This window comes from Microbacterium sp. AK009 (genome assembly GCF_013410955.1).
GTDB lineage: Bacteria > Actinomycetota > Actinomycetes > Actinomycetales > Microbacteriaceae > Microbacterium.
In genome coordinates, this window is record NZ_JACCCG010000005.1 from 98,299 (window position 1) to 122,009 (window position 23,711).

Below are 23,711 nucleotides of genomic sequence, written 5' to 3' on the forward strand. Positions count from 1 at the left end.
CTCGGCCCGTCGCGCGGCGAGAGTGCTGCGCGCGGCGAGAGTGCTGCGCGCGGCGAGAGTGCTGCGCGCGGCGAGGGCTCTGCAGGGCGTCAGTCGCGCGGCGACAGCAGGTACTCGTTCAGGGATGTCGTCAGGGCGGCGTCCAGGGGGATGTCTCGGTCGTCCACGGCGCTGATCGGTGCCGCGAGCCGCACGCTGGAGACCAGCCATCCGCCCTCGGCACGTCGGAGCCGCTCGACCGGGATGCGCTCGTAGCCCACCTCGAACCCCCGCGAGGCCAGGTGGGCGAAGAGGCTCAGCTGCGTCGTTCCGTGCAGGATCCCCGCCGCGGGCTCGGGCGTGACGACGCGGTCGCCGAATCGGAGGATGACCGATGCGGTCGGCGCCTCGAGGACGATGCCGTCGGACGACACGAAGACGGCGTCATCCGCTCCCCGGCGGTTCGCTTCGCGGATCGCCGCCATGTTCACCGCGTACGACAGGGTCTTCGCACCCAGGAGCAGCCAGGGCGCGCGGGCGGACGCGCCGCTGTCGACACCCCGATCGAGGGTCACCACGCGCACGCCCTCGCGGCGGACCCGGGAGAAGTCCGGTGCGGGCGACGCCGTGACCCAGGCCGTGGGAGCGGGGCCATGGTCTGCTCCGCGGCTCAGGATGAGCTTGATGACGTACTCACCGGTCGGGCACAGCGCCGCGATCTCGGCCACCGCTGCGCGCCACTGACCGAGGTGCGGGGCCGGGAGGTCGCACAGCCGCGCCGACTGCTCCAGGCGCTCCAGGTGCGCGGTGACCTCCTGCGGGTGGCCGTCGATGACGCCGATGGACTCGAAAACACCGTCGCCGCGCTGCGCGCTCAGCTCGCCGAGACTCAGGACCGGGCCGGACGGATCGACGGCCGAGAAGGTGTCGGCGACGTCGGTGCGGTCGTCATCGGATGCGACGGGGTCGATCAACAGGGCGTGGCGCCGGGTCATCACTCGAGCCTAGGTCAGGGACTGGAGGTGGCGGGAATAGCGCTCGCGTGAGGTCGGTTAGACTGTTCCAGCCGGGCCGCAGTAACCCCGGGCTCCATCTTCTGCCGCTGCGAGCGGCCATGCGCCGAGAGGCGTTCTGCGGCCCGGCACTGTTCATCTCCCGCTCAGGTGAGCGCGTCGCGGCGCCACAGGCCCGCGCAGGCTGACAGATCGGCCGCGTAGTCGGTGAGTCGGAGGGCCCGGGTCGTCAGCGCAGCGGCCCGATCGGGTTCGGTCTTGTCGTAGTCGTCCGCCAGGTGGCTGGCTCCTGACGCCTGCACCCGGCAGAAGGCCGCGGCCCGTTCGAGCGCGACGGCGAAATCACCTTGGAAGAGTCCGCGCAGCAGTGTGTCGACCAGCTGGACGAGCTCGTCCGGTCCGGCAGGTGCCGGCGCCCCCGCGATGACCTCGTCGGCGGAGGCGAGTTCGGCACGTCCCCGCTCGTAGAGAAGTGCAGCGGTGCGCGGATCGTCGTGGATCATCAGCTGCAGAAGATACAGACGCCAGAGTGCTCCCGGCAGACTCTTCGCGGGCGCGTGCGACCACAGCTCGGCGATGTCGTCGATCCCGTGATGATCGGTGAAGGCGACGAGGCGGTCCACGATCTCGGCCGTGGGTTCCGAGCGCACCCGGGTCAAAAGCGCCTGCGCGGTGGAGTGGGCCACGCGGGAGACCTCGGCGGGATCGCGCGAGGCGAACACCCGATCGAACAACTCCGCGGGGCGGCGCACCGGCTTGTGGAATTCCCTCGATCCGTCACTCACCCGAACCACGCTACCCCCGTCTCCGGTCGGGCGGCGGGTCTCAGGCGTCGGTGGCGATCGCGACCAGGGGGTCGGAGGTGGGAAGGCCCGTCGGCGAACCGCCCGCCGGCTCGACCGACATCGCGATGGTGTCGCCGTCCTCGAAGCTCGCCTCCAGCAGCGTCACGGCCTCCCCGCCCGGTGCCGGCAAGAAGGTTCCCGCAGAGGTCACCTCGTCGCCCCGGAGGACCCAGAGCTCGAAGACCTGGTCGTCGGTGAGTTGCTGCAGACCGTCGGTGACGACGACGGCCTGCTCGAGCGAGGCCGACCAGCGGGCCGTCACGACACCGCCGTCGGCGGCCTCAGCGGTCACCGATGCGGCGTCGGGGGCGGCCTCGATGGCGGCGAGCGCGACCTGCGCGGGCGTGCGGTTGAGGTACTCGTTCACCGACGCGGCGCCGAACCCGAGCGCGACCAGGAGGACGCAGCTCGCCGCCAGGGCGAGCAGGCCCCGCGTCCATCGGCGTCGGACGACCGCGATCGCTCCGGTCGTGGCGGGGTGGGCGTCGTCGTCGCCGGTGCGCGGCGCGGCGGACTCGACATCATCCGTGGTCGTGGGATCTGTGGTGTCCTGCACCGCAGCCAAGAGGCCGGTGGCCGAGGAGATCTCCGTCTCCCTCTCGGCCCCGCCGGTGATCCGCGCCATGAGCATGTCGCGCACGGCGGGCGGCGGGGCGGCGGCAGGTGCCATGTCGGCGAGGAGGGCGGCGGACTCCAGGGCGTCATCGACGTGGTGAGCCCACTCGGGATGAGCGTTCCGCGCCTGCTCGAACGCACGCGCATCGTCGACGGACAGCGCGTCGAGAGCGAAGCCGGCCGCAAGCTCGGCGAATTCCTCTTCGTTCACGTCGTCACCCCCATCTCCACGCGCAGTCGCGAGAGACCGTCCCGCATCCTGGTCTTGATCGTTCCGAGCGGCGCTCCCACGAGCGCCGCGATTTCGCTCTGACTGTAACCACCGAAGTACGCGAGGGTCAGTGCCTCCCGCTGCGCATCCGGCAGGGTCTCGAGCGCCCGATTGACTTTTTCTGCTTCCAGGCGGAGCTCCACGTGCTCGGAAACCGTGTCGTGGGCGACCCCGAGGTCGCGATAGCCCACGCGGATGTCGCGATCGGAACTCGACTGCGACGACCGGACCCGGTCGACCGCGCGGCGATGTGCGATCGTGAGCACCCACGTTCTGCCCTGACCCTTGTTCGGGGCGAAGCGGGAAGCGGATTGCCAGACTTCGAGGAAGACCTCTTGGAGCACCTCTTCGCTCTGGGACCGGTCGACGAGCACGCGCAGGATCAGGCCGAACACCCGCGGCGAGAGCATGTCGTAGAGCCGTGTGAACGCGTCGGCGTCGCCCTGAGCAACCTGCTGGAGAAGATCTCCGACGTGGTCCGCGTGCGGTTCGCCCTCGCGCACGTCCGCTCCGTCGATCACCACATCCAACAGCATGCCGTACTCCCTCCGGAATCCCGATTCCGCCGCTCGGTCGACACCTGTTCGTTGCGATCCCTCCACCGGTTCGTCAGAACACGACATCCGTCGCATCCCATCCGATCCGCGAGGGGTTCCGAACGACCCGTTGTACCCGCTGAACCCAGTGGGGTCCCTGCACCGGGGACGCGGCCCGTGCCGCTTCGACTATCAGGAGGAACGCAATGTCACGCAAGACTCGTCTCACCGCCGGTCTTTCCCTCGCCTTCGCTGCGACGCTCGCGCTGAGCGCCTGTTCGTCCGGCGCCGGCACCGCGGAAGACACCATGGAGCCCTCGATGGAGCCGTCGACGGAGGCCTCGTCGCCCGCCATGGAAGAGGACATGGCCATGGACCCGGCCGCCAACCTCGTCGGCCCCGGTTGCGAGGCCTACGCCGAGCAGGTGCCCGACGGCGCCGGTTCGATCGAGGGCATGTCGACCGAGCCCGTCGCGGTGGCCGCATCCAACAACCCGCTGCTGAGCACTCTCGTGCAGGCTGTCAGCGGCCAGCTCAACCCCGAGGTCGACCTCGTCGACACGCTGAACGGCGACGAGTTCACCGTCTTCGCTCCGGTCAACGACGCGTTCGCCGCGCTCGACCCGGCGACCCTCGAGTCCTTGAAGACCGACACCGCGGGCCTCACCTCGATCCTCACGTACCACGTGGTGCCCGGTCAGCTGTCGCCCGACGAGGTCGTCGGCACGCAGACCACGGTCCAGGGCGCTGACCTCGAGGTCACCGGCTCGGGTGACGAGCTCATGGTCAACGAGGCCAGCGTGATCTGCGGTGGCGTCGTCACCGCCAACGCCACGGTCTACCTGATCGACTCGGTCCTGACGCCGCCGGCTCAGTGACCTGATGCTCCCGGCCGTATCTGGGGTACGACCGGGTGAATGGGGCGGCGCGACCGCCGGTGCCTGGCGAGGTGGGCACCGGCGGTCGCGCTGTTTCCGCGTGAGCGGCCATCCCGCGCGACACCAGTAGGCTGGAACCGCGGGCCTCTAGCTCAGTCGGTAGAGCATCGGACTTTTAATCCGCGGGTCGTGGGTTCGAGCCCCACGGGGCCCACCGCTTCCCCTGCACGGTCGGCGCAATTCGTCAAGGACCCCGGTTCGGGTCCTCTCCCCCCGTACCGTTTCAGGTATGTCGCCGGCCGATCCTCCCTTGCTGTCCGGGCGCTATCGCGTCGGGGAGTGCATCGGCGAAGGCGGGATGGCACGGGTCTACCGTGCGGAGGACGTCGCCCTCGGGCGCACCGTCGCCATCAAACGGATGCGGGAATCCATCGACGACGATCAGCCGCGCGTGCGGTCGGAGATGCGGCTTCTCGCCGGGCTCAGCCATCCCTCGCTCGTGACGCTCCTGGACGCGCATCTCGGCGACGAGACCCCCGGCGGCGAGGGGGATTTCCTGGTGATGGAGTACGTCGAGGGCCCCACCCTGGCCGAGTGTCTGAGCAACGGGCCGCTGCCCCCCGCCACGGCTGCAGCACTCGCGATGGATCTCGCGGATGCGCTACACACGGTGCATGAGGCGGGAATCGTGCACCGCGACATCAAGCCGTCCAACATCCTGCTTTCGCCGTCGCCGCTGCCCATGCGGCAGTTCCGGGCCAAGCTCGCCGACTTCGGCATCGCCTACCTCCACGACAGCGCGCGGATCACCTCTCCCGGCCTCGTCCTGGGCACCGCCGCCTACCTCGCTCCCGAGCAGGTCAGGGGCGACACGCCCACCCCGGCAGTGGATGTGTTCTCGCTGGGCCTTGTCATCATCGAGGCGCTCACCGGCCTTCGCGCCTATCGAAGCGGCACGGGAGCCGAAGCTCTTGTGGCGCGGCTCGCTTCCGCACCGGCGATCCCCGCCGACCTCGACGATGGATGGCGCGAGCTCCTCGTCGCCATGACCTCGCTCGACCCGCGGGACCGCCCGACCGCGCTCGATGTCGCCGTCGCCGCATCCGCACTCACCACCACCGGTGTGATGATCGCCATGCCGCCGGCCGCGCCGGCGCCGGCGCCCGCGCCGTCAGCGGACCTCGTCCTGGAGCCGGCGATGTCGGGGCGGGACCTGGACATCTTCGATCTTCCCGCCACGATGCCGACCGCGCTGCCCATGGCTGCGACGACGGACGAGGCGCCCATCCCGATGGAGGACGCCCCGAGTCGTCGCGCGACGCGCACCGAGCGCACCCGACGCTCCCGCCGCGTGACTGCCCTGTGGAGCGCCGCCGCCGTGGCCGCGGTCCTGATCGTCGGGGTCGTCGGCGCCTTCTCGGGCGCGTTCGGCACCGCCGGATCGTTGACCCCTGTGGTGTCGGAGCCCACGCCCGCACGGATCCTGCCGGCGCCCGACCCCACGGAGGAGTCCGCGGAGGATGCGGGCACGGCTCCAGCGCCGGTTCTGGACTCGGTGCCGGCATCGGACACCGAGCTCCGCACGGATGACGCACCGGTCACGGATCCGCAGACGCCGCCCCCTCCCGCGGTGAGTCCGCGTCCGACGGAGTCGCCCGCGACGGCGCGTCCGAGCCCTACCCCCACGGGTGGCGATGTCGACGAGGAGGGCGAGACGGAACCGTCTCCCACGCCCTCGGCACCCAGCCCCGAGCCGACGCAGACGGTACCGGAGGAGAACGAGTCACCGGGCACCGGCGCCGGCGACGGTCCCGGCACCGGGATCCCCGATCCGCTCGCCCCTCCCCCCATCGAGGGCGAGTCGGGTTCGCCCAGCTGACTCAGCGCTGCGAAAGAACGAGCTCGGCGCCGGCGCGCTGGATCTCGTCGAGCGCTCGGGCGCTCGAATCCGGGTGCACGCCCGCGATGAGGTCGGTCAGCACCCGGACCCGTCGCCCAGCGGCGAGTGCGTCCAGGGCGGAAGCCCGCACGCAGTAGTCCGTCGCGATCCCCGCGACGTCGATGTCGATGATGCCGTGGGCGTCGAGCAGCTGGGCAGCGGTGGCGCCGTCATCCGCGTGCCCTTCGAACAGTGAATAGGCGGGCAGGCCCTGCCCCTTCTTCAGGTGGTGGGTCACCGCCGACGTGTCGAACAGCTCGTCGTACTCCGCGCCGTACGTGCCGGCGACGCAGTGCGGCGGCCAGGTGTCGACGAAATCCGGGGTGGCGGAGAAGTGCCCGCCGTTGTCGTTGTCGGGGTCGTGCCAGTCGCGCGACGCCACGATCATCGCGTAGTCCTCGGCGTGCTGGGAGAGGAACTGCGATACCCGCAATGCGACCTCATCTCCCCCGGCCACACCGAGCGCACCGCGCTCCGTGAAGTCGTTCTGCAGATCGACGATGAACAGCGCACGGGTCATGCGTCGAGCCTACGACCGCGCGTGATGACCCGGGCACGGTGACACCTGCATCATCCGGCCGTGAACAGCAGGATCCAGGAGACCACGAGGGAGAGGAAACCCAGCCCGGTCAGGCCCACCCCGAACCAGGCGACGAAGCGCACCACCGGCCACCCCCGAGTCAGCCGCATCCGTCCGGAATAGCCACGCCGGGCGAACGCCGAGGCGGAGTCCTGCCCCTCGAGCGCCGTGAGCTGCTCGGGGGTGAGATGCGCCTGGCCGATCTCTCCGTCCGATCCGAACCACCGGGCGATCCGGCCGCCCTCCTCGTCGTCGTCGATCATGACGGTGACCGGCTCCCACGTGCCGTCGGCGAGGGCGAGGATCACCCCGACCAGCAGCACGACGCCGCCGAGACCGAGTCCCACCCAGCTGAAGATCTCCAGCACCGCGTTCACCGCGGTGTCGGCAGAGGTGGTCACACCGTGAGTTTATTCGGCGCGCCGGGCCTGACGAACCGGAGCGGACCCGATGGGGATCGTGGAGCCACCTAAGGGAATCGAACCCTTGACCTATTCATTACGAGTGAATCGCTCTGCCGACTGAGCTAAGGTGGCGCGCGTCGCTCGCGCGATGCACGATCACCGATCTTACAGCCTCGCCGGTCACGGAGCGAACCGTGCCGCGGCTACTCGCAGCGCAGCCCGTCCTCGGGAATCACACCGTCGACGAGGTACGACTCCACGGCGGAGTCGACGCACGCGTTGCCCTTGTTGTACCCGGTGTGTCCCTCCCCGACGCGCGTCACGAGAACCCCGGACGCCAGCTGATCGGCCAGTGCCACAGACCACTCGTACGGGGTTGCCGGATCATTGGTCGTGCCGACCACGACGATGGGGGCAGCGCCCTCGGCAGTGATCGCCTCACGCACACCCGTCGGCGGGTAGGGCCACACCTCGCACGGGTCGGGCCCCGCCCAGTAGGGCGCGATCGTCGGGGCCTCGGCCTCGAGTTGGGCCTGAGCCGCCTCCTCGTCCGCTTCGAAGGTCTCGTCGGCGGGGTAGTCCATGCAGTTGTACGCCCGGAACGCCTCGGTGGAGTTGTCGAGGTACTGGCCCTCCTGGCGGTTGTAGTAGAAGTCGGCGAGCACGAACGCGAATTCCGGGTCGCCCTGCAGCACGTCGCTGAGGGCATTGGTGAGGAACGTCCAGTTGTCGCGGGAGTACAGCGCCGCCACGATGGTCGTGGTGAGCGCATCGGCGTTGAGCTCACGCCCGTCGGCGGCGATGAGAGGGGACGCGTCAGCGCTGGCCAGGAGTGCGCCGAGGTCGGCCATCGCCTCGTCCACCGACCCCCGGAACGGACAGTCGTCACTGGTCAGACAGTCGGTCATGTAGGCGCGCAGCGCCGATTCGAAGCCGATCGCCTGCGTGGTGCTGACATCGAAGCCCGATGCCGCGGGGTCGATCGCCCCGTCGAGCACCAAGCGGCCCACCCGCTCGGGGTAGAGCTTGGCATAGGTGGCGCCCAGGAAGGTGCCGTAGGAGTACCCGAGGTAGTTCAGCTGCTCATCGCCGAGCACGGCACGCAGAAGGTCCATATCGCGGGCCGCGTTCTCGGTGGTGATGTGCGGAAGGATGCCGCCGCTGTTCGCCTCGCAGGCCTGCGCGAACCCCTCGTGACGGTCGAGCGCCTCCTGGGTCCATGCGTCGCTGCCGCGCGGCGCGGAGACGTCGGGGAAGAGGTAGGCATCCATCTGCGCGGCGTCGTAGCACCGCACGGCGGTGGACTCCCCCACCCCGCGCGGGTCGAATCCGATGACATCGAAGCGCTGCTGGAGCGGCTGCCCGACCGCGAAAGCCAGGGAGTCGCGGATGAGCGAGACGCCGCTCGCACCCGGCCCGCCGGGGTTGGTCAGCAGCGAGCCGATCGCCTCGCCGCCGGTCGCCCGGTGGCGGACGACGGAGAGCTGGATGTCGCCGACCGACGGGTCGCTCCAGTCCAGGGGCGCCCGCACCGTGGTGCATTCGAAGCCGTCGCCGCAGTCACCCCACAGCAGCGTCTGCTCGTAGAACGGCAGGAGCTCCTCATCGACCCCGTCCGTATCGGGTGTGGGGCTCGCCGTGGAGGCGGGCCGGGTCTCGGGGATCAGAGAGTACACGCACCCTGACAGCACCAGCGTCACGGCGACGACGGTGGCGAGCGCTGCGGCGACGCGGCCGCGGAGGCGAGGGGCTGGGCGGGTCACGGGGTCCTTCCGGTGGCGACGGTGATCAACATGCTCTCGATGGCCAGGGTCGGGGCGACGTTCTGCTCGAGATTGCGCCGGGTCTCGGAAATCTGATCGAGCACGACGAGGGTACGCGACGGCTGCCACTGGTCGGCCAGAGCGCGGATGTCGTCAGAGAATTCGCGATTGATCATGTCGTCCTCCCGGCCGAACTGCCGCATGAGGACGTCGCGGAACAGCGACTGGAGATCGGTGAGGACACGATCGATCCCGTCTCGCAGGCTCCTGGTCGCCCGACGCTTCTGGTCGTCCTCCAGCGCGGACAGCTGGCTGCGGACGGCGGGTGGCACGGGCGCACCCTCGGCGATGCCGAGGGTGCGCCGCAGCTGCAGTCGCTCGGCCTCGTCGCGCTCGGCGCTGAGCGCCTTGGCATCGTCGGTCGCCGCCGCGACGATACGCGCGGCCACCTCGACGGCTCCCCCGACGCCGCGGACGGAGAGGACGCCGGCGAGGGTCTCGGCGCGCCGCCGGCGCGCGGCGTCGTCGCTTGCCAGACGCTGGGCCATGCCGATGTGCCGCTGAGCGTGCCGGGCCGACTGTTCGGCGATCTCCGGCGTCGCCCCGGTGCGGGCCGCGATGAGAGCGGCGACATCGGCGACGTCGGGCTCGCGGAGTCGCACGGTGCGCACCCGCGACCGGATGGTGGGCAGCAGGTCGGCGTCGCTCGGGGCGCACAGCACCCACACCGTACGCTCGGGCGGCTCCTCCAGTGCCTTCAGCAGGACGTTGGAGGTGCGCTCCGCCATCCGGTCGGCGTCTTCTACGACGATGACCCGGTACCGCCCGATCGAGGGCGCGAAGTAGGCTCGCTCGACCAGCCGCCGGGCCTCGTCGATGCGGATGATGACCTGCTCGGTGCGCAGCGCCGTCAGGTCGGGATGGGTGCCGGCGAGCACTTGGGAGACGGCGGCGTCATCGCCGGGCTCGGCGATCAGCGCGGCGGCGAACGCGTACGCCAGGGTCGACCGCCCCGATCCGGGCGGCCCGATGAGCAGCCATGCGTGGGTCATCGAAGCGGGGTCCGACGCGGCGGCCTGGAGCGCCGCCACGGCGTCCGGCTGCCCCCACACGCCGCGCCACGGATCGGTCGCGGTGCCGATCGCGGTCGCGCTGGCCTCCATGGGGTTCAGCCTAATCTTCGCGCCCGACACCCCGGCTGGGGGGTTGCTCACGATGTGCGGGCATCCAGCAGCGCGGCGACGCGCGTGCGCACCGCGGCCGCGATCTCCTCCGCCGGCGCGGTGGCGTCGAGCACGAGGAAGCGTTCGGGCTCGGCGGCGGCGAGCGAGAGGAACTCGCCCCGCACCCGCGCGTGGAAGTCGTCCTGCTCGGCTTCGAGCCGGTCGAACGGCTTGTCGTCGGCATCGCGTCGCGCGCGCGCCGCCGCGGGGTCGAGGTCGAGCAGCACCGTGAGATCGGGCAGCAGGCCTTCGGTGGCCCAGAGCGACAGATCGCGCACTTCGCCGGGACCGAGGACCCGGCCCGCGCCCTGATACGCGACGGACGAGTCGAGGTAGCGGTCCTGGATCACGACGTCGCCGCGGTGAAGCGCCGGACGCACCACCGTCGCGACGTGATGGGCGCGGTCGGCGGCGTACAGCAGAGCCTCGGCCCGCGCGGAGACGTCACCGCGGTGGTGGAGCACGATGTCGCGGATGAGCACCCCGACGTCCGTACCGCCCGGTTCCCGGGTGCGGACCACCCGCCGACCCTGCCCCGTCGCCCACTCCTCGAGCAGCGCGGCCTGCGTGGTCTTCCCCGCACCATCGCCACCCTCGAGAGTGACGAACAGTCCGGGCGCCACGGCGAGTCCCGACACCACGGGCAGTTCGGGAACCACGGGCAGTTCGGGAACCACGGGCAGTTCGGGAACCACGGGCAGTTCGGGAACCACCGGGCGTCCGGATGCCGCGGGCTCGCCCTCCGACGCCGCGGCGGCGCCGGAACTCACTTCTTCTTCGCCGCGGGCTTGCGGGTGGTGGTGGTCCGACGCGTCGTGCGCTTGGGAGCCGGACCCTTGGCCCGCTTGTCGGCGATCAGCTGCACGGCGCGCTCGTAGGTGACATCCATCGCGTTCTCGCCCCGCGGGATGGTCGCGTTCGTCTCGCCGTCGGTGACGTACGGGCCGAAGCGGCCGTCGCGCAGCTTGATGGGCTTGCCGCTCACGGGGTCGTTGTCGAACTCCTTCAGGGCACTCGACGCCTTCCGGGCGCCGTACTTCGGCTGCGCGTACAGCGCCAGTGCCTGTTCGAGCGTCACGTCGAAGATCTGCTGCTCCGACTCCAGCGAACGCGAGTCGGTGCCCTTCTTCAGGTAGGGACCGAACCGGCCGTTCTGTGCGGTGATCGGCTCGCCCGACTCGGGATCCTCCCCGACCACGCGCGGCAGGTCGAGAAGGCGCAGCGCGGTCTCGAGGTCGATCGTGTCGGGGGTCATCGACGCGAAGAGCGACGCGGTGCGGGGCTTGGGCGCCGCCTTCGCGGCATCCTTCTTCCCCTTCTTCGGAGCCTCCTCGATCACCTCGCCCGTGGCCTCGTCGACCTCGGCAGGCTCTTCGGGGTCGGCCTCCTCGATGTAGGGGCCGAAGCGGCCGTCCTTGACGACGACCAGCTTCCCGTTCGCCGGGTTGGTGCCGAGCACCCGGTTGCCCGCGACCGGCGCGTCGCGCAGCTCCTGCACCTTCTCGGGCGTGAGCTCGTCGGGCGCGAGGTCATCGGGGATGTTCACCCGGCGGGGCTCTGCCTCGGGCTGCTCGGGATCGGTGATCTCGAGGTAGGGCCCGAACTTGCCGAATCGGAGGGTGGCGGTGTCGGTGATGCGGGTGGAGTTCAGCTCGCGGGCGTCGATCTCGCCGAGGTTCTCGACGATGTTGCGCAGACCCGGGTGCTCCTCGTTGCCGAAGTAGAAGGCCCGGAGCCAATCGGTGCGGCGCTGCTCGCCCCGTGCGATGCGGTCGAGGTCGTCCTCGAGCGCGGCGGTGAAGTCGTAGTCGACCAGGTCCGCGAAGTGCTGTTCGAGCAGTCGGACCACGCTGAAGGCGAGCCAGCTGGGAACAAGGGCCTGCCCGCGCTTGCGCACGTAGCCGCGGTCGAGGATGACGTCGATGATGCTCGCGAACGTGGAGGGGCGTCCGATCCCCTTCTCCTCCAGCGCCTTGACGAGGCTCGCCTCGGTGTAGCGGGGCTTGGGCGAGGTCGCGTGGCCCTTGGCTTCGATGTCGCGCAGGCGCACCAGGTCGCCGACGCTCAGGACGGGGAGGGACTGGTCGTCGCTGCGGTGGGCGTCGCCCCGCTTCTCGTCGGTCCCCTCCTCGTATGCCTCGAGGAACCCCTTGAACGTGTACACGGTGCCCGATGCGGTGAACTCGGCGCGCTGGGCGGTGCCGTCGACGGAGACGTCGGCGGTGATGGTGACCGTGGTGGTCTCGTACTTGGCGTCGGACATCTGGCTGGCGATCGTGCGCTTCCAGATGAGGTCGTACATCCGCAGCTCATCGCGGTCGAGCTGATCCTTCACCGAGGACGGGGTGCGGAAGTCCTCTCCCGACGGGCGGATCGCCTCGTGCGCCTCCTGCGCGTTCTTGCTGTTGTTGCGGTACGCCCGGGGATTGGCGGGAACGGCCTTGTCGCCGTAGAGATTCACCGCCTGCGCACGCGCCGCCGTGACCGCCTGGGTCGACAGCGCGGTGGAGTCGGTGCGCATATAGGTGATGTAGCCCTTCTCGTACAGACGCTGCGCCACGCCCATGGCGTGCTTGGCGCTCATCGAGAGCTTGCGGCCCGCCTCCTGCTGGAGGGTCGAGGTGGTGAAGGGGGGCTTGGGGCTGCGGGTTCCAGGCTTCGATTCCAGACCCGTGACGGATGCTTCGCCGGCGGCCTCCAGCGCGGCGGCCAGCGCCCGCGCCCGGACCTCGTCGAGGACGACGACCGCCTTCTTCAGAGTCCCGGTGTCGTCGAAGTCGGTGCCGCGGGCGAGGGATGCGCCGTCGAGGCGGGCGAGTCGCGCCGTGAACGGCTGCGCGCCGTCGGCGAGGGAACCCTTGACCACGCCGGTCTCGACGTCCCAGTAGCTGGCCGTGACGAACGCCATCCGCTCGCGTTCGCGGTCGACGACCATGCGGGTCGCCGCCGACTGCACCCGGCCGGCGCTCAGCGCCGCGCCCTCGCGACCGCTGCCGACCTTGCGCCAGAGCACCGGCGACACGTCCCAGCCGTAGAGCCGGTCGAGGACCCGCCGGGTCTCCTGCGCGTCGACAAGAGCATGGTCGAGCTCGCGGGTGTTGTCGACGGCGGCGCGGATGGCGTCTTTGGTAATCTCGTGGAAGACCATGCGCTTGACGGGCACCTTGGGCTTGAGGACCTCGAGCAGGTGCCACGCGATCGCCTCGCCCTCGCGGTCTTCATCGGTGGCGAGGAGGACTTCGTCGGCCCCCTTCAACGCGCGTTTCAGTTCGGCGACGGTCTTGGTCTTGCGGTCGTTGACGACGTAGAGCGGATCGAAGTCGTTGTCGATGTCGATCGAGTACTTGCCGTACGCGGCCTTCTTGTCGGCCGGAATGTCCTTCTTGCTCGCCAGGTCGCGGATGTGCCCGACGGAGCTGAGCACCTCGTACCCGTCGCCGAGGTACCCCTGAATGGAGCGCATCTTCGTCGGGGACTCGACGATGACGAGCTTCTTGCCTGTGGATGCCACGGGGGTCCTTTCTTCGTTGCACACCATACACACCGCCACGGGGGGTGATCGCTGGGAGCGGGCACGGCATTCCCGGGAGCGTCACGGGAAAGCGGGCGGCCGGACGGCGCGCACGGGCGGGCCCGCCGCTCAGGGCGGCGGTCCCGCGCGCGCCGACGCCGACACTCCGAGCCCGGCGAAGCGACCCTCCACCGTGACGGTCGCGATGAGGCCGTCGAGCTCGCAGCGGCTCAGCTCGGCGCCGATCGTGGCCGCGAGCTGCCCAGCGCGGTCGCAGGGCGCCCCGGTGAGGGCGCCCGAGGCGGCATCGGCGGCGGCGAGCGCGGCCGCGTCGGCGACTCCCGCCACCCGCTGCGCCTGGACGGCTGCGCCTCCGACGGCGAGGAGGCCCACCGCGAGAACGGCCGTCACACCGACGACGCCGACGGTGAGCGACGTGCCCGCCACCGGCTCACCAGCCTCCGGCGAGGCCGCAGCTGCGGGCCGACAGGGTGAGGGGTACCGCGGGATGCGCGGCCGCGGTAGCCGACACGCAGACGAGGTCTCCCTCGCGCGACACGGTGCTCCGGGCCCCGTCGACCGCCGCGGTGACGGCGCCTTCGACACGGCCGGTGGGCTCACCGCGCGCCGCCAGTCGCGCGGCATCAGCGGCGGCGTCCTGCAGCCGCACCTGCTGCGCCGAGGCGGTCAGCGCGGCGACCGAGAAGAGGACCACGACGATGACGGCGGGGAGGGCCACCGCGAACTCGGCGGCCACCGACCCACGGTCACCGCCGAGTCCACGGATGCTCATGCGACCGTCAGGGCGCGGCGGACGAGCTCGGTGAGGATGCCCCGCACCTCGTCGCTGCGCATGATGAGGACGAGAAGTCCGGCGAAGGCCACCGCGGCCATGGTCGCGATGGCGTACTCGGCAGTGGCCGCGCCGGAGTCGTCGATGAAGAGCGTCGCCGCGCGACGACGGGTGAGGCGGAGTGAGCGCGCGGTGACAGGACGGTGGAGGGTCATGGTGGGTTCCTTCTTTCTGGGAGGGGGTGAACGGCGGGCACGATCGGATGCGGTCCGCGTCAGAGACGAAGGGCCGATGAGGACAGCACGCTGAGGAACATCGGTCCGACCCCGAGCAGCAGGAAGGCGGGGAGGGTGCAGACCCCGAGCGGAACGAGGAGCCGCGTGGCGAGCTTCGCCGCCCTCAGTCGCGCGTCGACGCGGGCCTGGTGGCGCGCGAGCGCGGCGGCAGCGCGCAGCAACTCGACAGCTGGAACCCCCGCTCGCCCGGAGAGCTCCAAAAGGGCGACGGTGGCAGGCGCCGGCGTCTCCCCGCACGCGGCGCCGACGAGGGTCGCCGCCCGTTCGATCGACACGCCTCCGCTGAGGGCGATGGCCAGCAGTTCGCCGTCGAGACCGGGAATCCCGCCCGGCGGCCTGGCCCGGCGGGCGAGAGAGGCGGTCCACCGACGAGCGATCAGCACCAGCACCCCACCGCCGATGAGGCACGCGATGCCCAGGGGGTGCGTCGTGAGGATGCCGATGGTGTCGAAGCCCAGGAGAAGACCGAGCACGACGCCGAGGAGAGGCAGCCAGCCGATGAGACGGGCGGTTCCCGTCGGTTCCGCCAGGGCCACCCTCACTTCGTCCGCCGCTTCCTGGGCGTCGCGGAGGGCTACGGCGAGGCCCCGCAGACTCGGCGCGAGCGGTGCGCCGACGACCGTGGCCACTTCCCACGCCGCCGCGACATCACGCCACGCGCCCGCCTCGGTCTGGGTCTGGCTGATCGCCGCCGCGAGGGCGGTCCCGTCACGCCGCCGGTCGCGGATACTCCGGGCAGCGGCGTCACCGGTCTCTGCGAGGTGCTCCCAGGCGCGATCAGGGGTCACGCCGGCCTGGAGGAGCACCGCGAGTTTGAGGACCGTGTCAGCGACCGGCGGTGCGGGCGGTGCCGCAGGTTTCCTGCCCGGACGCAGCGAGAGGATCGCGCTCATCCGCCGGCCACCTCGTCCAGACCGACCGGGGCGATCTCGAGGCGACCGGCCGGGGTGAGCCGCGGGCGGCCCGCGCCGGCGAGTCGCCGCGCGCCGCCTCGGCGCTCGACGTGCAGCACGACGTCGATGGCGCTCGTCACCTGGCGTGCGAGCGCGTGGTCGCCGAGCCCGGCGAGCGCGCCGAGCGCCTCGAGCCGTGTCGCGACGTCGTCGAGCCCGTTGGCGTGTACGGTTCCGGCGCCGCCGTCGTGACCGGTGTTGAGCGCAGAGAGGAGCTCACGCACCTCCGCCCCGCGGCACTCCCCCACCACGAGCCGGTCCGGACGCATCCGCAGCGCCTCTCGGACCAGTCGCGCCAGGGCGATCTCGCCGGCGCCCTCGAGATTGGCCTGGCGCGCCTCGAGACGAGCATGGTGCGGATGCGAGAGGCGCAGCTCCGCGACATCCTCGATCGTGACGATCCTCTCCGCGGCGGGAGCCGCCGACAGCAGCGCCGCCAGCAGCGTGGTCTTCCCGGCCCCGGCCGCGCCGCTGACGAGCAGGTTCGCCCGTCGGGCGACCAGCCACTCGAGCCCCTGCTGCGCCGATCGGTCGAACATCCCGGTGGCGGCGAGGTCGTCGAGCGTCGGGGTGCCGAGGCGCGGAATGCGCAGCGAGATGAGTGTCCCCTCGGGCGAGATGGGCGGAAGGACGGCATGGACGCGGATCCCCCCGTCCAGTCGCACGTCGACGCACGGCGTCGCGTCGTCGATGTGCCGACCCCCCGCGCCGATGAGGTGCACGGCCAGCTCACGGACCTCCTCTTCACCGGCACGCCAACCGCCCGCCTGCACCGGCCCCTCGCCCCGATCGACGAACAGGCCGTGGGCGCCGTTGACGAAGACATCCGAGACATCGGGGTCGTCGATGAACGGCGAGAAGGCGTCGAGCACCGCCGGCCGCCGAACGCCGACCGGTGCGGGCCGGCCCTCAGCGTCGACCCCTCCCGCGGTGCGGGGCCGGACGACGAACGGGATGGACATGCCCTCGACCGTAGGGACGGCACACCACCGGAACAGGGCGTCCGACCGCATCGGTGGACAGGACCGGCAACGACCACGCTGTGCAGGAGACATCGACCCCCGACTGCGGCGCAGCTCCCTGGCTGAGCCGTCCCGACACGCGCACAGACAAGAGGAGGCGGTATCCCATGGGGGGAATGGGATACCGCCTCCTGCGACGCCCAGACTCGGGGGGATGGGCGGGCGTCGCGAATGCCAGAATCGAAGTTCGGCCGGGGTAGATCATACGCAGTCCTCACAGGCGGGCAAAACGACGACGGTGATCTCTCATCGGAACCTCACGTTCCTCTCATCCACCCACTAACGGAGGTAGTGAGGCGACGCGGGCCGTCGGTACCCTCACGAGTGTCGTGGCCGGAAACGGCACCCGTTCGCCCGCGAAGGAGCGCGCACCGATGAGTATGACCAGCAGTCAGATCGACCACCTGTTGAACGAGAATCGACGGTTCGCGCCGTCTGCGGAGTTCGCCGCCGACGCCGTCGCGAACGCCGAGCTCTATGCCCGCGCGGCAGAGGATCGCGAGGGGTTCTGGGCCGACCAGGCCCGGGAGCTGCTGCACTGGCACACCCCTTTCACGCAGGTGCTGAACTGGTCGAACCCCCCGTTCGCCGAGTGGTTCGCCGACGGCGAGCTCAACGTCGCCTACAACTGCCTCGACCGGCACGTCGAAGCCGGGAACGGCGACCGGGTCGCCCTGCTGTGGGAGGGCGAGCCGGGCGACGAGCGGCGGGTGACCTACGCCGAGCTGACCGACGAGGTCAAGCGCCTGGCCAATGTGCTCGAAGGCCTCGGCGTGGGCCTGAACGACCGCGTCGCGATCTACATGCCGATGATCCCCGAGGCGATCGCCGCGATGCTCGCCGTCGCCCGCATCGGTGCCGCGCACTCGGTGGTCTTCGGCGGATTCTCCGCCGACAGCCTGCGCTCGCGGCTAGACGACGCCGGCGCGAAGCTCGTCATCACCGCCGACGGCGGCTACCGCAAGGGCAAAGTGTCACCGCTCAAGCCCGCGGTCGACATGGCGCTGGCCGACCGCAACGGCTCGGGTCCGCAGGAGACCGTCGAGCACGTGCTGGTCGTCCGCCGCGGCGGCAACGACGTCGACTGGGTCGACGGACGCGACCTGTGGTGGCACGACGTCGTCCCCGCGGCGTCCGCCGAGCACGAGGCATCCGCATTCCCCGCCGAGAATCCGCTGTTCATCCTCTACACCTCCGGCACCACCGGGAAGCCCAAGGGCATCCTGCACACCTCGGGCGGCTACCTCGCCCAGGCCGCGTTCACCAACCGGGTCGTGCACGACATCCATCCCGAGACCGACGTGTACTGGTGCACCGCCGACATCGGCTGGATCACCGGTCATTCCTACGTCACCTACGGCCCCCTCGCCAACGGCGCCACCCAGGTGCTGTACGAGGGCACCCCCGACACCCCCCACCCCGGACGCTGGTGGGAGCTCGTGGAGAAGTACGGCGTCACGATCCTGTACACCGCACCGACCGCCATCCGCTCGTTCATGAAGATCGGCCGCGCGGTGCCGCAGAAGTTCGACCTGTCGTCGCTGCGCCTCCTCGGTTCGGTCGGCGAGCCCATCAACCCCGAGGCGTGGGTCTGGTACCGCGAGATCATCGGCCACGGCGAGACGCCGATCGTCGACACGTGGTGGCAGACCGAGACGGGCGCGATGATGATCTCCGCCCTCCCCGGGGTGACCGAGACCAAGCCCGGTTCGGCGCAGGTGCCGCTCCCCGGCATCTCGGTCGACGTCGTCGACGACGACGGCACCCACGTCGGCAACGGCAACGGCGGGCTGCTGGTCATCACCGAACCCTGGCCGTCGATGCTCCGCGGCATCTGGGGCGACCCCGAGCGGTTCAAGGAGACCTACTGGGACAAGTTCGCCGACAAGGGCTTCTACTTCGCCGGCGACGGCGCGCGCCTGGACGACGACGGCGACGTGTGGCTCCTCGGGCGCGTCGACGACGTGATGAACGTTTCGGGGCACCGCCTGTCGACCACCGAGATCGAGTCGGCGCTCGTCGCGCACGAGGCCACCGCCGAGGCGGCGGTCGTCGGCGCCTCGGATGAGACGACGGGCCAGGCCGTGGTCGCGTTCGTGATCATCAAGCAGAGCTACCTCGACAAGCACTCCCCCGAGGGGCTCGCGCAAGCGCTGCGCGCGTGGGTGAGCGAGCAGATCGGCCCGATCGCGCGCCCGCGCGACGTGTACATCGTCGGCGAGCTGCCGAAGACCCGCTCCGGGAAGATCATGCGTCGCCTGCTGCGCGATGTCGCGGAGGGGCGCGAGGTCGGCGACACGACGACCCTCGCGGACACCGCCGTGATGAGCGTGATCTCGGCGCAGGTGCGGTAGCCCGCGCCCGGCCGCTCGCTCCGCGCCGCGACGCGTCGCGCCGCGTTTGTGCGCCGAGAGTGCGACGGGGCGCCGAGGGTGTGGGGTTCACCCGCATTCTCGGCGCGCAGATGCACTCTCGCGGAGGCGCGGAGGAGGGCGGGCGGAGCTGCGCGCGGGGGAGGGATGCCGCGGAGCGGCGTCAGACGAGGGTGAAGACGACCTCGATCTCGACCGGGGCGTCCAGCGGCAGAACCGGTACGCCGACCGCGGAGCGGGCGTGGCGACCGGCGTCGCCGAAGATCTCACCGAGAACGGTGCTCGCGCCGTTGATCACGCCCGGCTGGCCGGTGAACTCGGGCACGGAGGCGACGAAACCGGTGACCTTCAGCACGCCGGCCAGGCGGTCCACCCCGCCGGCGGCGGCAGCCGCCGCGGCGATCGCGTTCAAGGCGCTCTGGCGGGCGTAGCCCGCCGCGGCATCCGGGGTCACCAGACCCTCGCCCTCGCCGACCTTGCCGGTCTGAGGGAGCGCACCCGAGACCATCGGGAGCTGACCGGCGGTGTACACGAGGTCGCCGTGCACCTTGGCGGGGATGTAGGCCGCCACCGGCGGGACGACCGAGGGGAGCTCGATCCCGAGCTCGGCGAGGCGCTCGGAAACGCTCACTGCTCGTCTCCGAACTGGCGCGCCGCCTGCTCGGCGGCGCCGAGCGCCGCGTTGGGGGCACCGCCGCCGGTGGGGCGCTTGAAGTAGGCCACGAGGCCCCCCTCCGGGCCCTGGACGACCTGCACGAGCTCCCACCCCTGCTTCCCCCAGTTGTTGAGGATGGCGGCGGTGTTGTGGATCAGCAGCGGAGTGGTGAGGTACTCCCACGTCGTCATCGAGGCTCCTGGGGTCGGGGCGGAATCGCAGGCGGATGCTGGGAAACATCTCCGTGGGCGCACGCCGGTCGAGGGATCGCCCAGGAAGCTCCCTTACGATCAACCCTATGCCTGAGACGAAACGGACGGGTAGCGGTGTGCTCGGCGGCCTCCTCGGGGTCGTCGGGCTGAGCGCCGTCGCTGGTGTTCTCGTGACCGCCGCCGTCACCCCCGCGATCGCTGTGTCAGGGGCCGCGGCCTCCAGCGCCATCTCGATGTTCGACAACATGCCGAGCTACCTCGAGATCGACGAGCTGATGCTGCCGACGACGCTCGTCTACACGAACCCCGACACCGGGGAAGAGATCGAGTGGACGAAGTTCTACGACCAGAACCGGTCGCCGGTGACCTTCGACCAGGTCGCACCGGTCGTCTACGACGCCGTGCTGTCGTCCGAGGACCCGCGCTACTACCAGCACGGCGGCGTCGACCTCATCGGCACGACCCGCGCGCTTCTCAGCAACGCGTCGGGCGGTCAGACCCAGGGTGGCTCGTCGATCAGCCAGCAGTACGTCAAGAACGTGCTCATCCAGCGCTGCGAGCGCGACGCCGAGGAGGTCGTGGAGAACGGCGAGGTGGTGCGCACTCGCGACGAGGTGCTCCGCAACTGCTGGGAGGAGGCGACGAACGCCTCCGGTGCCGAGGGCTACGAGCGCAAGCTCCAGGAGATGCGCTACGCCATCGCCCTCGAGCAGCGCTACTCCAAGAACGACATCCTGCTCGGCTACCTCAACATCGCGAACTTCGGTGGCACCAACTACGGCATCGACGCGTCGTCGAAGTACTACTTCAACGTCCCCGCCTCGCAGCTGAGCGTCTCTCAGGCCGCGACGCTCGCCGGCATCGTGCAGAACCCGAACACCTACCGGATCGACAAGCCGGGTGGATCGATCATCAACTCCGAGGGCGTCGGCTTCAACAAGGCACCCGACGGGTCCATCGACGACGTCCAGCCCGGAACCATCCAGGCGCTCTACACCCTCCGGGATGAGGGTGTCATCAACGACGAGCAGCTGCTCGCCGCCGCGGACGGGTACAGCGCGACCAAGGGCCGGCAGTTGTACGTGCTCAGTCGCATGCTCGACGACGGCAAGATCAATCGCGACCAGTACATCCAGGCGGCGATCGAGCCGATCACGCCTGCGATCACGCAGCCGGTCACCGGCTGCCAGTCGACCGGCGGCGCCGCCTACTACTGCCAGTACGTCGTCTCCACCATCCAGAACGACCCGGCCTTCGGCGAGACCCGGGAGGCGCGCGACCGCGCGCTCCGCCAGGACGGTCTGAAGATCTACACCACTCTGGACCCGCGTGTGCAGATCGCCGCCGAACAGGCCATGGCCGATTACGCGCCGACGTCGATCGAAGGCATGGAGTTCGGGGCCACCGCCACCAGCGTCGAGGCCAAGACCGGCCGCGTCCTCGCGATCGCACAGAACACCCGTTACGTCCCCGGCGCGACGGAAGACCCCAACGAGTCGTCCATCGTCTTCGCCGGCGACTCGACCTACGGCGGCTCGGGCGGCTTCGGCGCCGGGTCGACCTTCAAGCTCTTCACCCTCATCGACTGGCTGGAGCAGGGGAAGTCGCTGCGCGAGGTCGTCAACGGCACCGATCGGAACATTCCCCGGATGACGTCCTGCGCGGGCGACTGGGTCAACCCCGGGAGCGACCGGATCCGCAACTTCGGCAATCAGCGCGGTTACAACGGCACGCCCCTGCGCTTCACCGCCGAGTCGTTGAACACCGGCTTCATCGGGATGGCTGCGGAGCTCGATCTCTGCGACATCACCAATGTCGTGGCGAAGATGGGTGTGACCAAGGGAAACGGCGACCCGATCAACGTGACTGTGCCCTCGCAGATCATCGGCGTCGATGACGTTTCGCCGATTGCGATGGCGGGCGCGTACGCGACCGTTGCCAATGGTGGAACGCTCTGCCAGCCGAAGGTCATCGACCGCGTGGTCGACAACAACGGTGTCGACCGTCCCGAGCTCGTTCCGGTCCGCAACTGCTCCCCCGTCCTCACCCCCGAGGTGGCGTCCACCGCCGCCTTCGCGCTGCAGGGTGTGATGGTCCGAGGCGGAACCGGCGCGCAGGCGAACCCCTTCGACGGAACCCCGATGATCGGCAAGACCGGAACGAACGAGCAGCGTCATTCGTGGATGATTGAGTCGTCGACGAATGTCACGACAGCCGTCATGGCCGGGAACGTCCGCGGCACCGTCGACATCGCTCGCGCCTACGCGTACGACCGGCGTGTGATGGACATCCGCTATCCGATCGCTCAGCGCATCCAGGCGACCGCGAACGCCGCGTACGGCGGAGACGACTTCCCGCCGCCCGCCGAGAACCTCATCCGCCAGGTGGTCCGCGACGTGCCGAACGTCGTCGGCCAGACGATCGACCAGGCCCGAGCGACCCTCGAGGGCGCAGGCTGGGAGGTCGCGGTGGGCGACGCGGTCGACTCCGATCAGCCGACGAACATCATCGTTGCGCAGAACCCGTCGGGCCAGGCGCCGGCCGGCTCCGTGATCACAATCAACCCCAGCAACGGGCAGGCCGTCACGGTCCCCGACGTCAGCGGGCAGAACCCCGCCGTCGCCGCGGGAGCGTTGAATGCGGCCGGATTCTCCGCGCAACTGGGGTCGTGTACGCCCGATCCGGGTTCCGGTGTGGGCCGCGTCACCGGCACGGATCCCGGCCCCGGCACAGCCACGACGCGCGGAGCGACCGTGACGATCAACTTCGCCGCTGCCGCGTGCCCCGGGCAGGGTGCGCCCGGTGACGACGAAGACGACGACGAGTAGTGCGGCGTCCTCTGACGAGGGCCGCTCTCACCGCGCTCGGCGTGGTGGGGGCGGCCGGCACCGCCTCGGCCGTCTGGGGCATCGGGATCGAGCGGTACCTTTTCACTCTCCGTGAACACCAGCTGCAGCTCCTCCCGGCAGACGCCCGCCCCCTTCGGATCCTTCACGTGTCCGACGCCCACATGGCACCGTGGCAGCGGCGCAAGCAGCGCTGGATCGCCGGCCTCGCGGCGCTCGAACCCGACCTGATCATCAATACCGGCGACAATCTCGGCCACCCCTTGGGGCTCGACGGCATCCGCGCCGCGTTCGGGCCGTTCCGCGGCATCCCCGGCGTGTATGTCCATGGCTCGAACGACCATGTCGCACCCAGCCCCCGCAATCCGTTCAAGTACTTCCTCGGCCCGTCCAAGATCAGAACCGAGCCCGAGCTCCTCGAGACCGATCTGCTTGACCGGTATCTCACCGATGAGCTGGGCTGGCACGACCTGAACAACACCGTCGCGACTCTTGACGCCGCCGGAGCTCGCATCCATGCGTTCGGTGTCAACGACGCGCATCGCGGATGGGATCGCCTGGGGTCGCTTCCGGAACCGATCGCCCATATGCGACAGGCCGAAGACTCCGCACTGACGATCGGGGTGACCCACGCGCCCTACCGCCGGGTGCTCGACGCCTTCGTCGATCTCGGGGCCGATGCGGTCTTCGCCGGTCACACCCACGGCGGACAGGTGCGTCTCCCCGGCGTCGGCGCGCTCGTGGCGAACTGCGACATCCCGCTCGACCAGGCGCGGGGGCTGAGCGTCTGGTCGCACGCCGGCCGCACCGCACCGCTCAATGTCAGCGCCGGCCTCGGCCACTCGATCTACGCGCCGGTGCGCTTCGCGTGCCGTCCGGAGGCGACGCTCATCACGGTCCTTCCCGCGCACTGAGACCTCGACGTCCTCTCCTGCACAACGGGGAGATCCGCGGACTTCTCCACCGAAGCGCCGACTGACGACTGCCGCGATGCGCACGAAGGCG

The 23,711-nt window shown here is 70.4% G+C and carries 22 protein-coding genes and 2 tRNA genes; 6 read left to right on the plus strand and 18 right to left on the minus strand.

The window, feature by feature from the left end; all coding sequences use genetic code 11:
- Positions 1-89 precede the first annotated feature (89 nt).
- From HDC37_RS11945 to sigK, 4 genes are all read right to left on the minus strand, one after another.
- A complete protein-coding gene (locus tag HDC37_RS11945) occupies positions 90-974 on the minus strand; it encodes an aminotransferase class IV (protein WP_179560635.1) in 885 nt (294 codons plus the stop codon).
- A 164-nt stretch (positions 975-1,138) separates the two neighbouring features.
- Positions 1,139-1,777 (minus strand): DNA-directed RNA polymerase subunit beta, encoded by a 639-nt coding sequence (locus tag HDC37_RS11950; protein ID WP_179560636.1) that lies wholly within the window; start codon positions 1,775-1,777, stop codon positions 1,139-1,141.
- Between the two features lie 40 nt (positions 1,778-1,817).
- Positions 1,818-2,663, minus strand: a complete 846-nt coding sequence (locus tag HDC37_RS11955; protein ID WP_179560637.1) for an anti-sigma factor — start codon at positions 2,661-2,663, stop codon at positions 1,818-1,820.
- Positions 2,660-3,259: an ECF RNA polymerase sigma factor SigK gene (sigK, locus tag HDC37_RS11960; RefSeq protein WP_179560638.1), complete on the minus strand. Its 600-nt coding sequence runs from the start codon at positions 3,257-3,259 to the stop codon at positions 2,660-2,662. Before sigK ends, HDC37_RS11955 begins: the two co-directional genes overlap by 4 nt.
- A 206-nt stretch (positions 3,260-3,465) precedes the next feature.
- Here sigK and HDC37_RS11965 point away from each other — a divergent pair, with 206 nt between their 5' ends.
- From HDC37_RS11965 to HDC37_RS11975, 3 genes are all read left to right on the plus strand, one after another.
- The gene (locus HDC37_RS11965) at positions 3,466-4,137 is read left to right on the plus strand and encodes a fasciclin domain-containing protein (RefSeq protein WP_179560639.1); all 672 of its coding nucleotides are present in this window, start codon (positions 3,466-3,468) and stop codon (positions 4,135-4,137) included.
- Between the two features lie 141 nt (positions 4,138-4,278).
- Positions 4,279-4,351 (plus strand) — tRNA-Lys (locus tag HDC37_RS11970).
- Positions 4,352-4,426: 75 nt separating this feature from the next.
- Positions 4,427-6,016, plus strand: a complete 1,590-nt coding sequence (locus tag HDC37_RS11975) for a serine/threonine-protein kinase (RefSeq protein WP_218869727.1) — start codon at positions 4,427-4,429, stop codon at positions 6,014-6,016.
- 1 nt (position 6,017) lies between these two features.
- On the opposite strand, the gene HDC37_RS11980 is transcribed toward HDC37_RS11975, so the two are convergent.
- From HDC37_RS11980 to HDC37_RS12035, 12 genes are all read right to left on the minus strand, one after another.
- Entirely contained in the window at positions 6,018-6,596 is a 579-nt protein-coding gene (locus HDC37_RS11980; protein ID WP_179560641.1) for an isochorismatase family protein, read from the minus strand.
- A gap of 50 nt (positions 6,597-6,646) precedes the next feature.
- A complete protein-coding gene (locus tag HDC37_RS11985) occupies positions 6,647-7,057 on the minus strand; it encodes a hypothetical protein (RefSeq protein WP_179560642.1) in 411 nt (136 codons plus the stop codon).
- A gap of 59 nt (positions 7,058-7,116) precedes the next feature.
- Positions 7,117-7,192 (minus strand) — tRNA-Thr (locus tag HDC37_RS11990).
- Positions 7,193-7,263: 71 nt separating this feature from the next.
- Positions 7,264-8,823, minus strand: a complete 1,560-nt coding sequence (locus HDC37_RS11995) for an alpha/beta hydrolase (RefSeq protein ID WP_179560643.1) — start codon at positions 8,821-8,823, stop codon at positions 7,264-7,266.
- Positions 8,820-9,986 carry a DNA polymerase III subunit delta' gene (locus HDC37_RS12000; protein ID WP_179560644.1) on the minus strand — a complete coding sequence of 389 codons (1,167 nt, stop codon included), beginning with the start codon at positions 9,984-9,986 and terminating at the stop codon, positions 8,820-8,822. Before HDC37_RS12000 ends, HDC37_RS11995 begins: the two co-directional genes overlap by 4 nt.
- A 47-nt stretch (positions 9,987-10,033) precedes the next feature.
- Complete coding sequence (gene tmk, locus HDC37_RS12005; RefSeq protein WP_179560906.1) at positions 10,034-10,669, minus strand: dTMP kinase; 636 nt, start codon at positions 10,667-10,669, stop codon at positions 10,034-10,036.
- A gap of 143 nt (positions 10,670-10,812) precedes the next feature.
- Positions 10,813-13,584 (minus strand): type I DNA topoisomerase, encoded by a 2,772-nt coding sequence (gene topA, locus HDC37_RS12010; protein WP_179560907.1) that lies wholly within the window; start codon positions 13,582-13,584, stop codon positions 10,813-10,815.
- Positions 13,585-13,686: 102 nt separating this feature from the next.
- Positions 13,687-14,004 carry an Rv3654c family TadE-like protein gene (locus HDC37_RS12015; RefSeq protein ID WP_179560645.1) on the minus strand — a complete coding sequence of 106 codons (318 nt, stop codon included), beginning with the start codon at positions 14,002-14,004 and terminating at the stop codon, positions 13,687-13,689.
- Between the two features lie 4 nt (positions 14,005-14,008).
- Positions 14,009-14,350, minus strand: a complete 342-nt coding sequence (locus HDC37_RS12020; RefSeq protein WP_179560646.1) for a TadE family type IV pilus minor pilin — start codon at positions 14,348-14,350, stop codon at positions 14,009-14,011.
- Positions 14,347-14,565: a DUF4244 domain-containing protein gene (locus tag HDC37_RS12025; RefSeq protein WP_179560647.1), complete on the minus strand. Its 219-nt coding sequence runs from the start codon at positions 14,563-14,565 to the stop codon at positions 14,347-14,349. The genes HDC37_RS12020 and HDC37_RS12025 overlap by 4 nt, the downstream gene beginning before the upstream one ends.
- Before the next feature lie 59 nt (positions 14,566-14,624).
- Complete coding sequence (locus HDC37_RS12030; protein ID WP_179560648.1) at positions 14,625-15,539, minus strand: type II secretion system F family protein; 915 nt, start codon at positions 15,537-15,539, stop codon at positions 14,625-14,627.
- Positions 15,536-16,561 (minus strand): TadA family conjugal transfer-associated ATPase, encoded by a 1,026-nt coding sequence (locus tag HDC37_RS12035; RefSeq protein ID WP_179560649.1) that lies wholly within the window; start codon positions 16,559-16,561, stop codon positions 15,536-15,538. Before HDC37_RS12035 ends, HDC37_RS12030 begins: the two co-directional genes overlap by 4 nt.
- Positions 16,562-17,001: 440 nt before the next feature.
- On the opposite strand from HDC37_RS12035, the gene acs reads away from it, so the two are divergent.
- Positions 17,002-18,975: an acetate--CoA ligase gene (acs, locus tag HDC37_RS12040; RefSeq protein WP_179560908.1), complete on the plus strand. Its 1,974-nt coding sequence runs from the start codon at positions 17,002-17,004 to the stop codon at positions 18,973-18,975.
- Positions 18,976-19,156: 181 nt separating this feature from the next.
- Here acs and HDC37_RS12045 read toward each other — a convergent pair whose 3' ends face one another.
- Both HDC37_RS12045 and HDC37_RS12050 read right to left on the minus strand, forming a co-directional pair.
- The gene (locus HDC37_RS12045; protein WP_179560650.1) at positions 19,157-19,624 is read right to left on the minus strand and encodes a RidA family protein; all 468 of its coding nucleotides are present in this window, start codon (positions 19,622-19,624) and stop codon (positions 19,157-19,159) included.
- Positions 19,621-19,839, minus strand: coding sequence for a hypothetical protein (locus tag HDC37_RS12050; protein WP_124293847.1), 219 nt, complete (start codon positions 19,837-19,839; stop codon positions 19,621-19,623). Before HDC37_RS12050 ends, HDC37_RS12045 begins: the two co-directional genes overlap by 4 nt.
- Positions 19,840-19,946: 107 nt before the next feature.
- On the opposite strand from HDC37_RS12050, the gene HDC37_RS12055 reads away from it, so the two are divergent.
- Positions 19,947-22,688, plus strand: a complete 2,742-nt coding sequence (locus HDC37_RS12055) for a transglycosylase domain-containing protein (protein WP_179560651.1) — start codon at positions 19,947-19,949, stop codon at positions 22,686-22,688.
- Positions 22,688-23,620 carry a metallophosphoesterase gene (locus tag HDC37_RS12060; RefSeq protein ID WP_179560652.1) on the plus strand — a complete coding sequence of 311 codons (933 nt, stop codon included), beginning with the start codon at positions 22,688-22,690 and terminating at the stop codon, positions 23,618-23,620. Before HDC37_RS12055 ends, HDC37_RS12060 begins: the two co-directional genes overlap by 1 nt.
- The last annotated feature ends 91 nt before the right edge of the window (positions 23,621-23,711 follow it).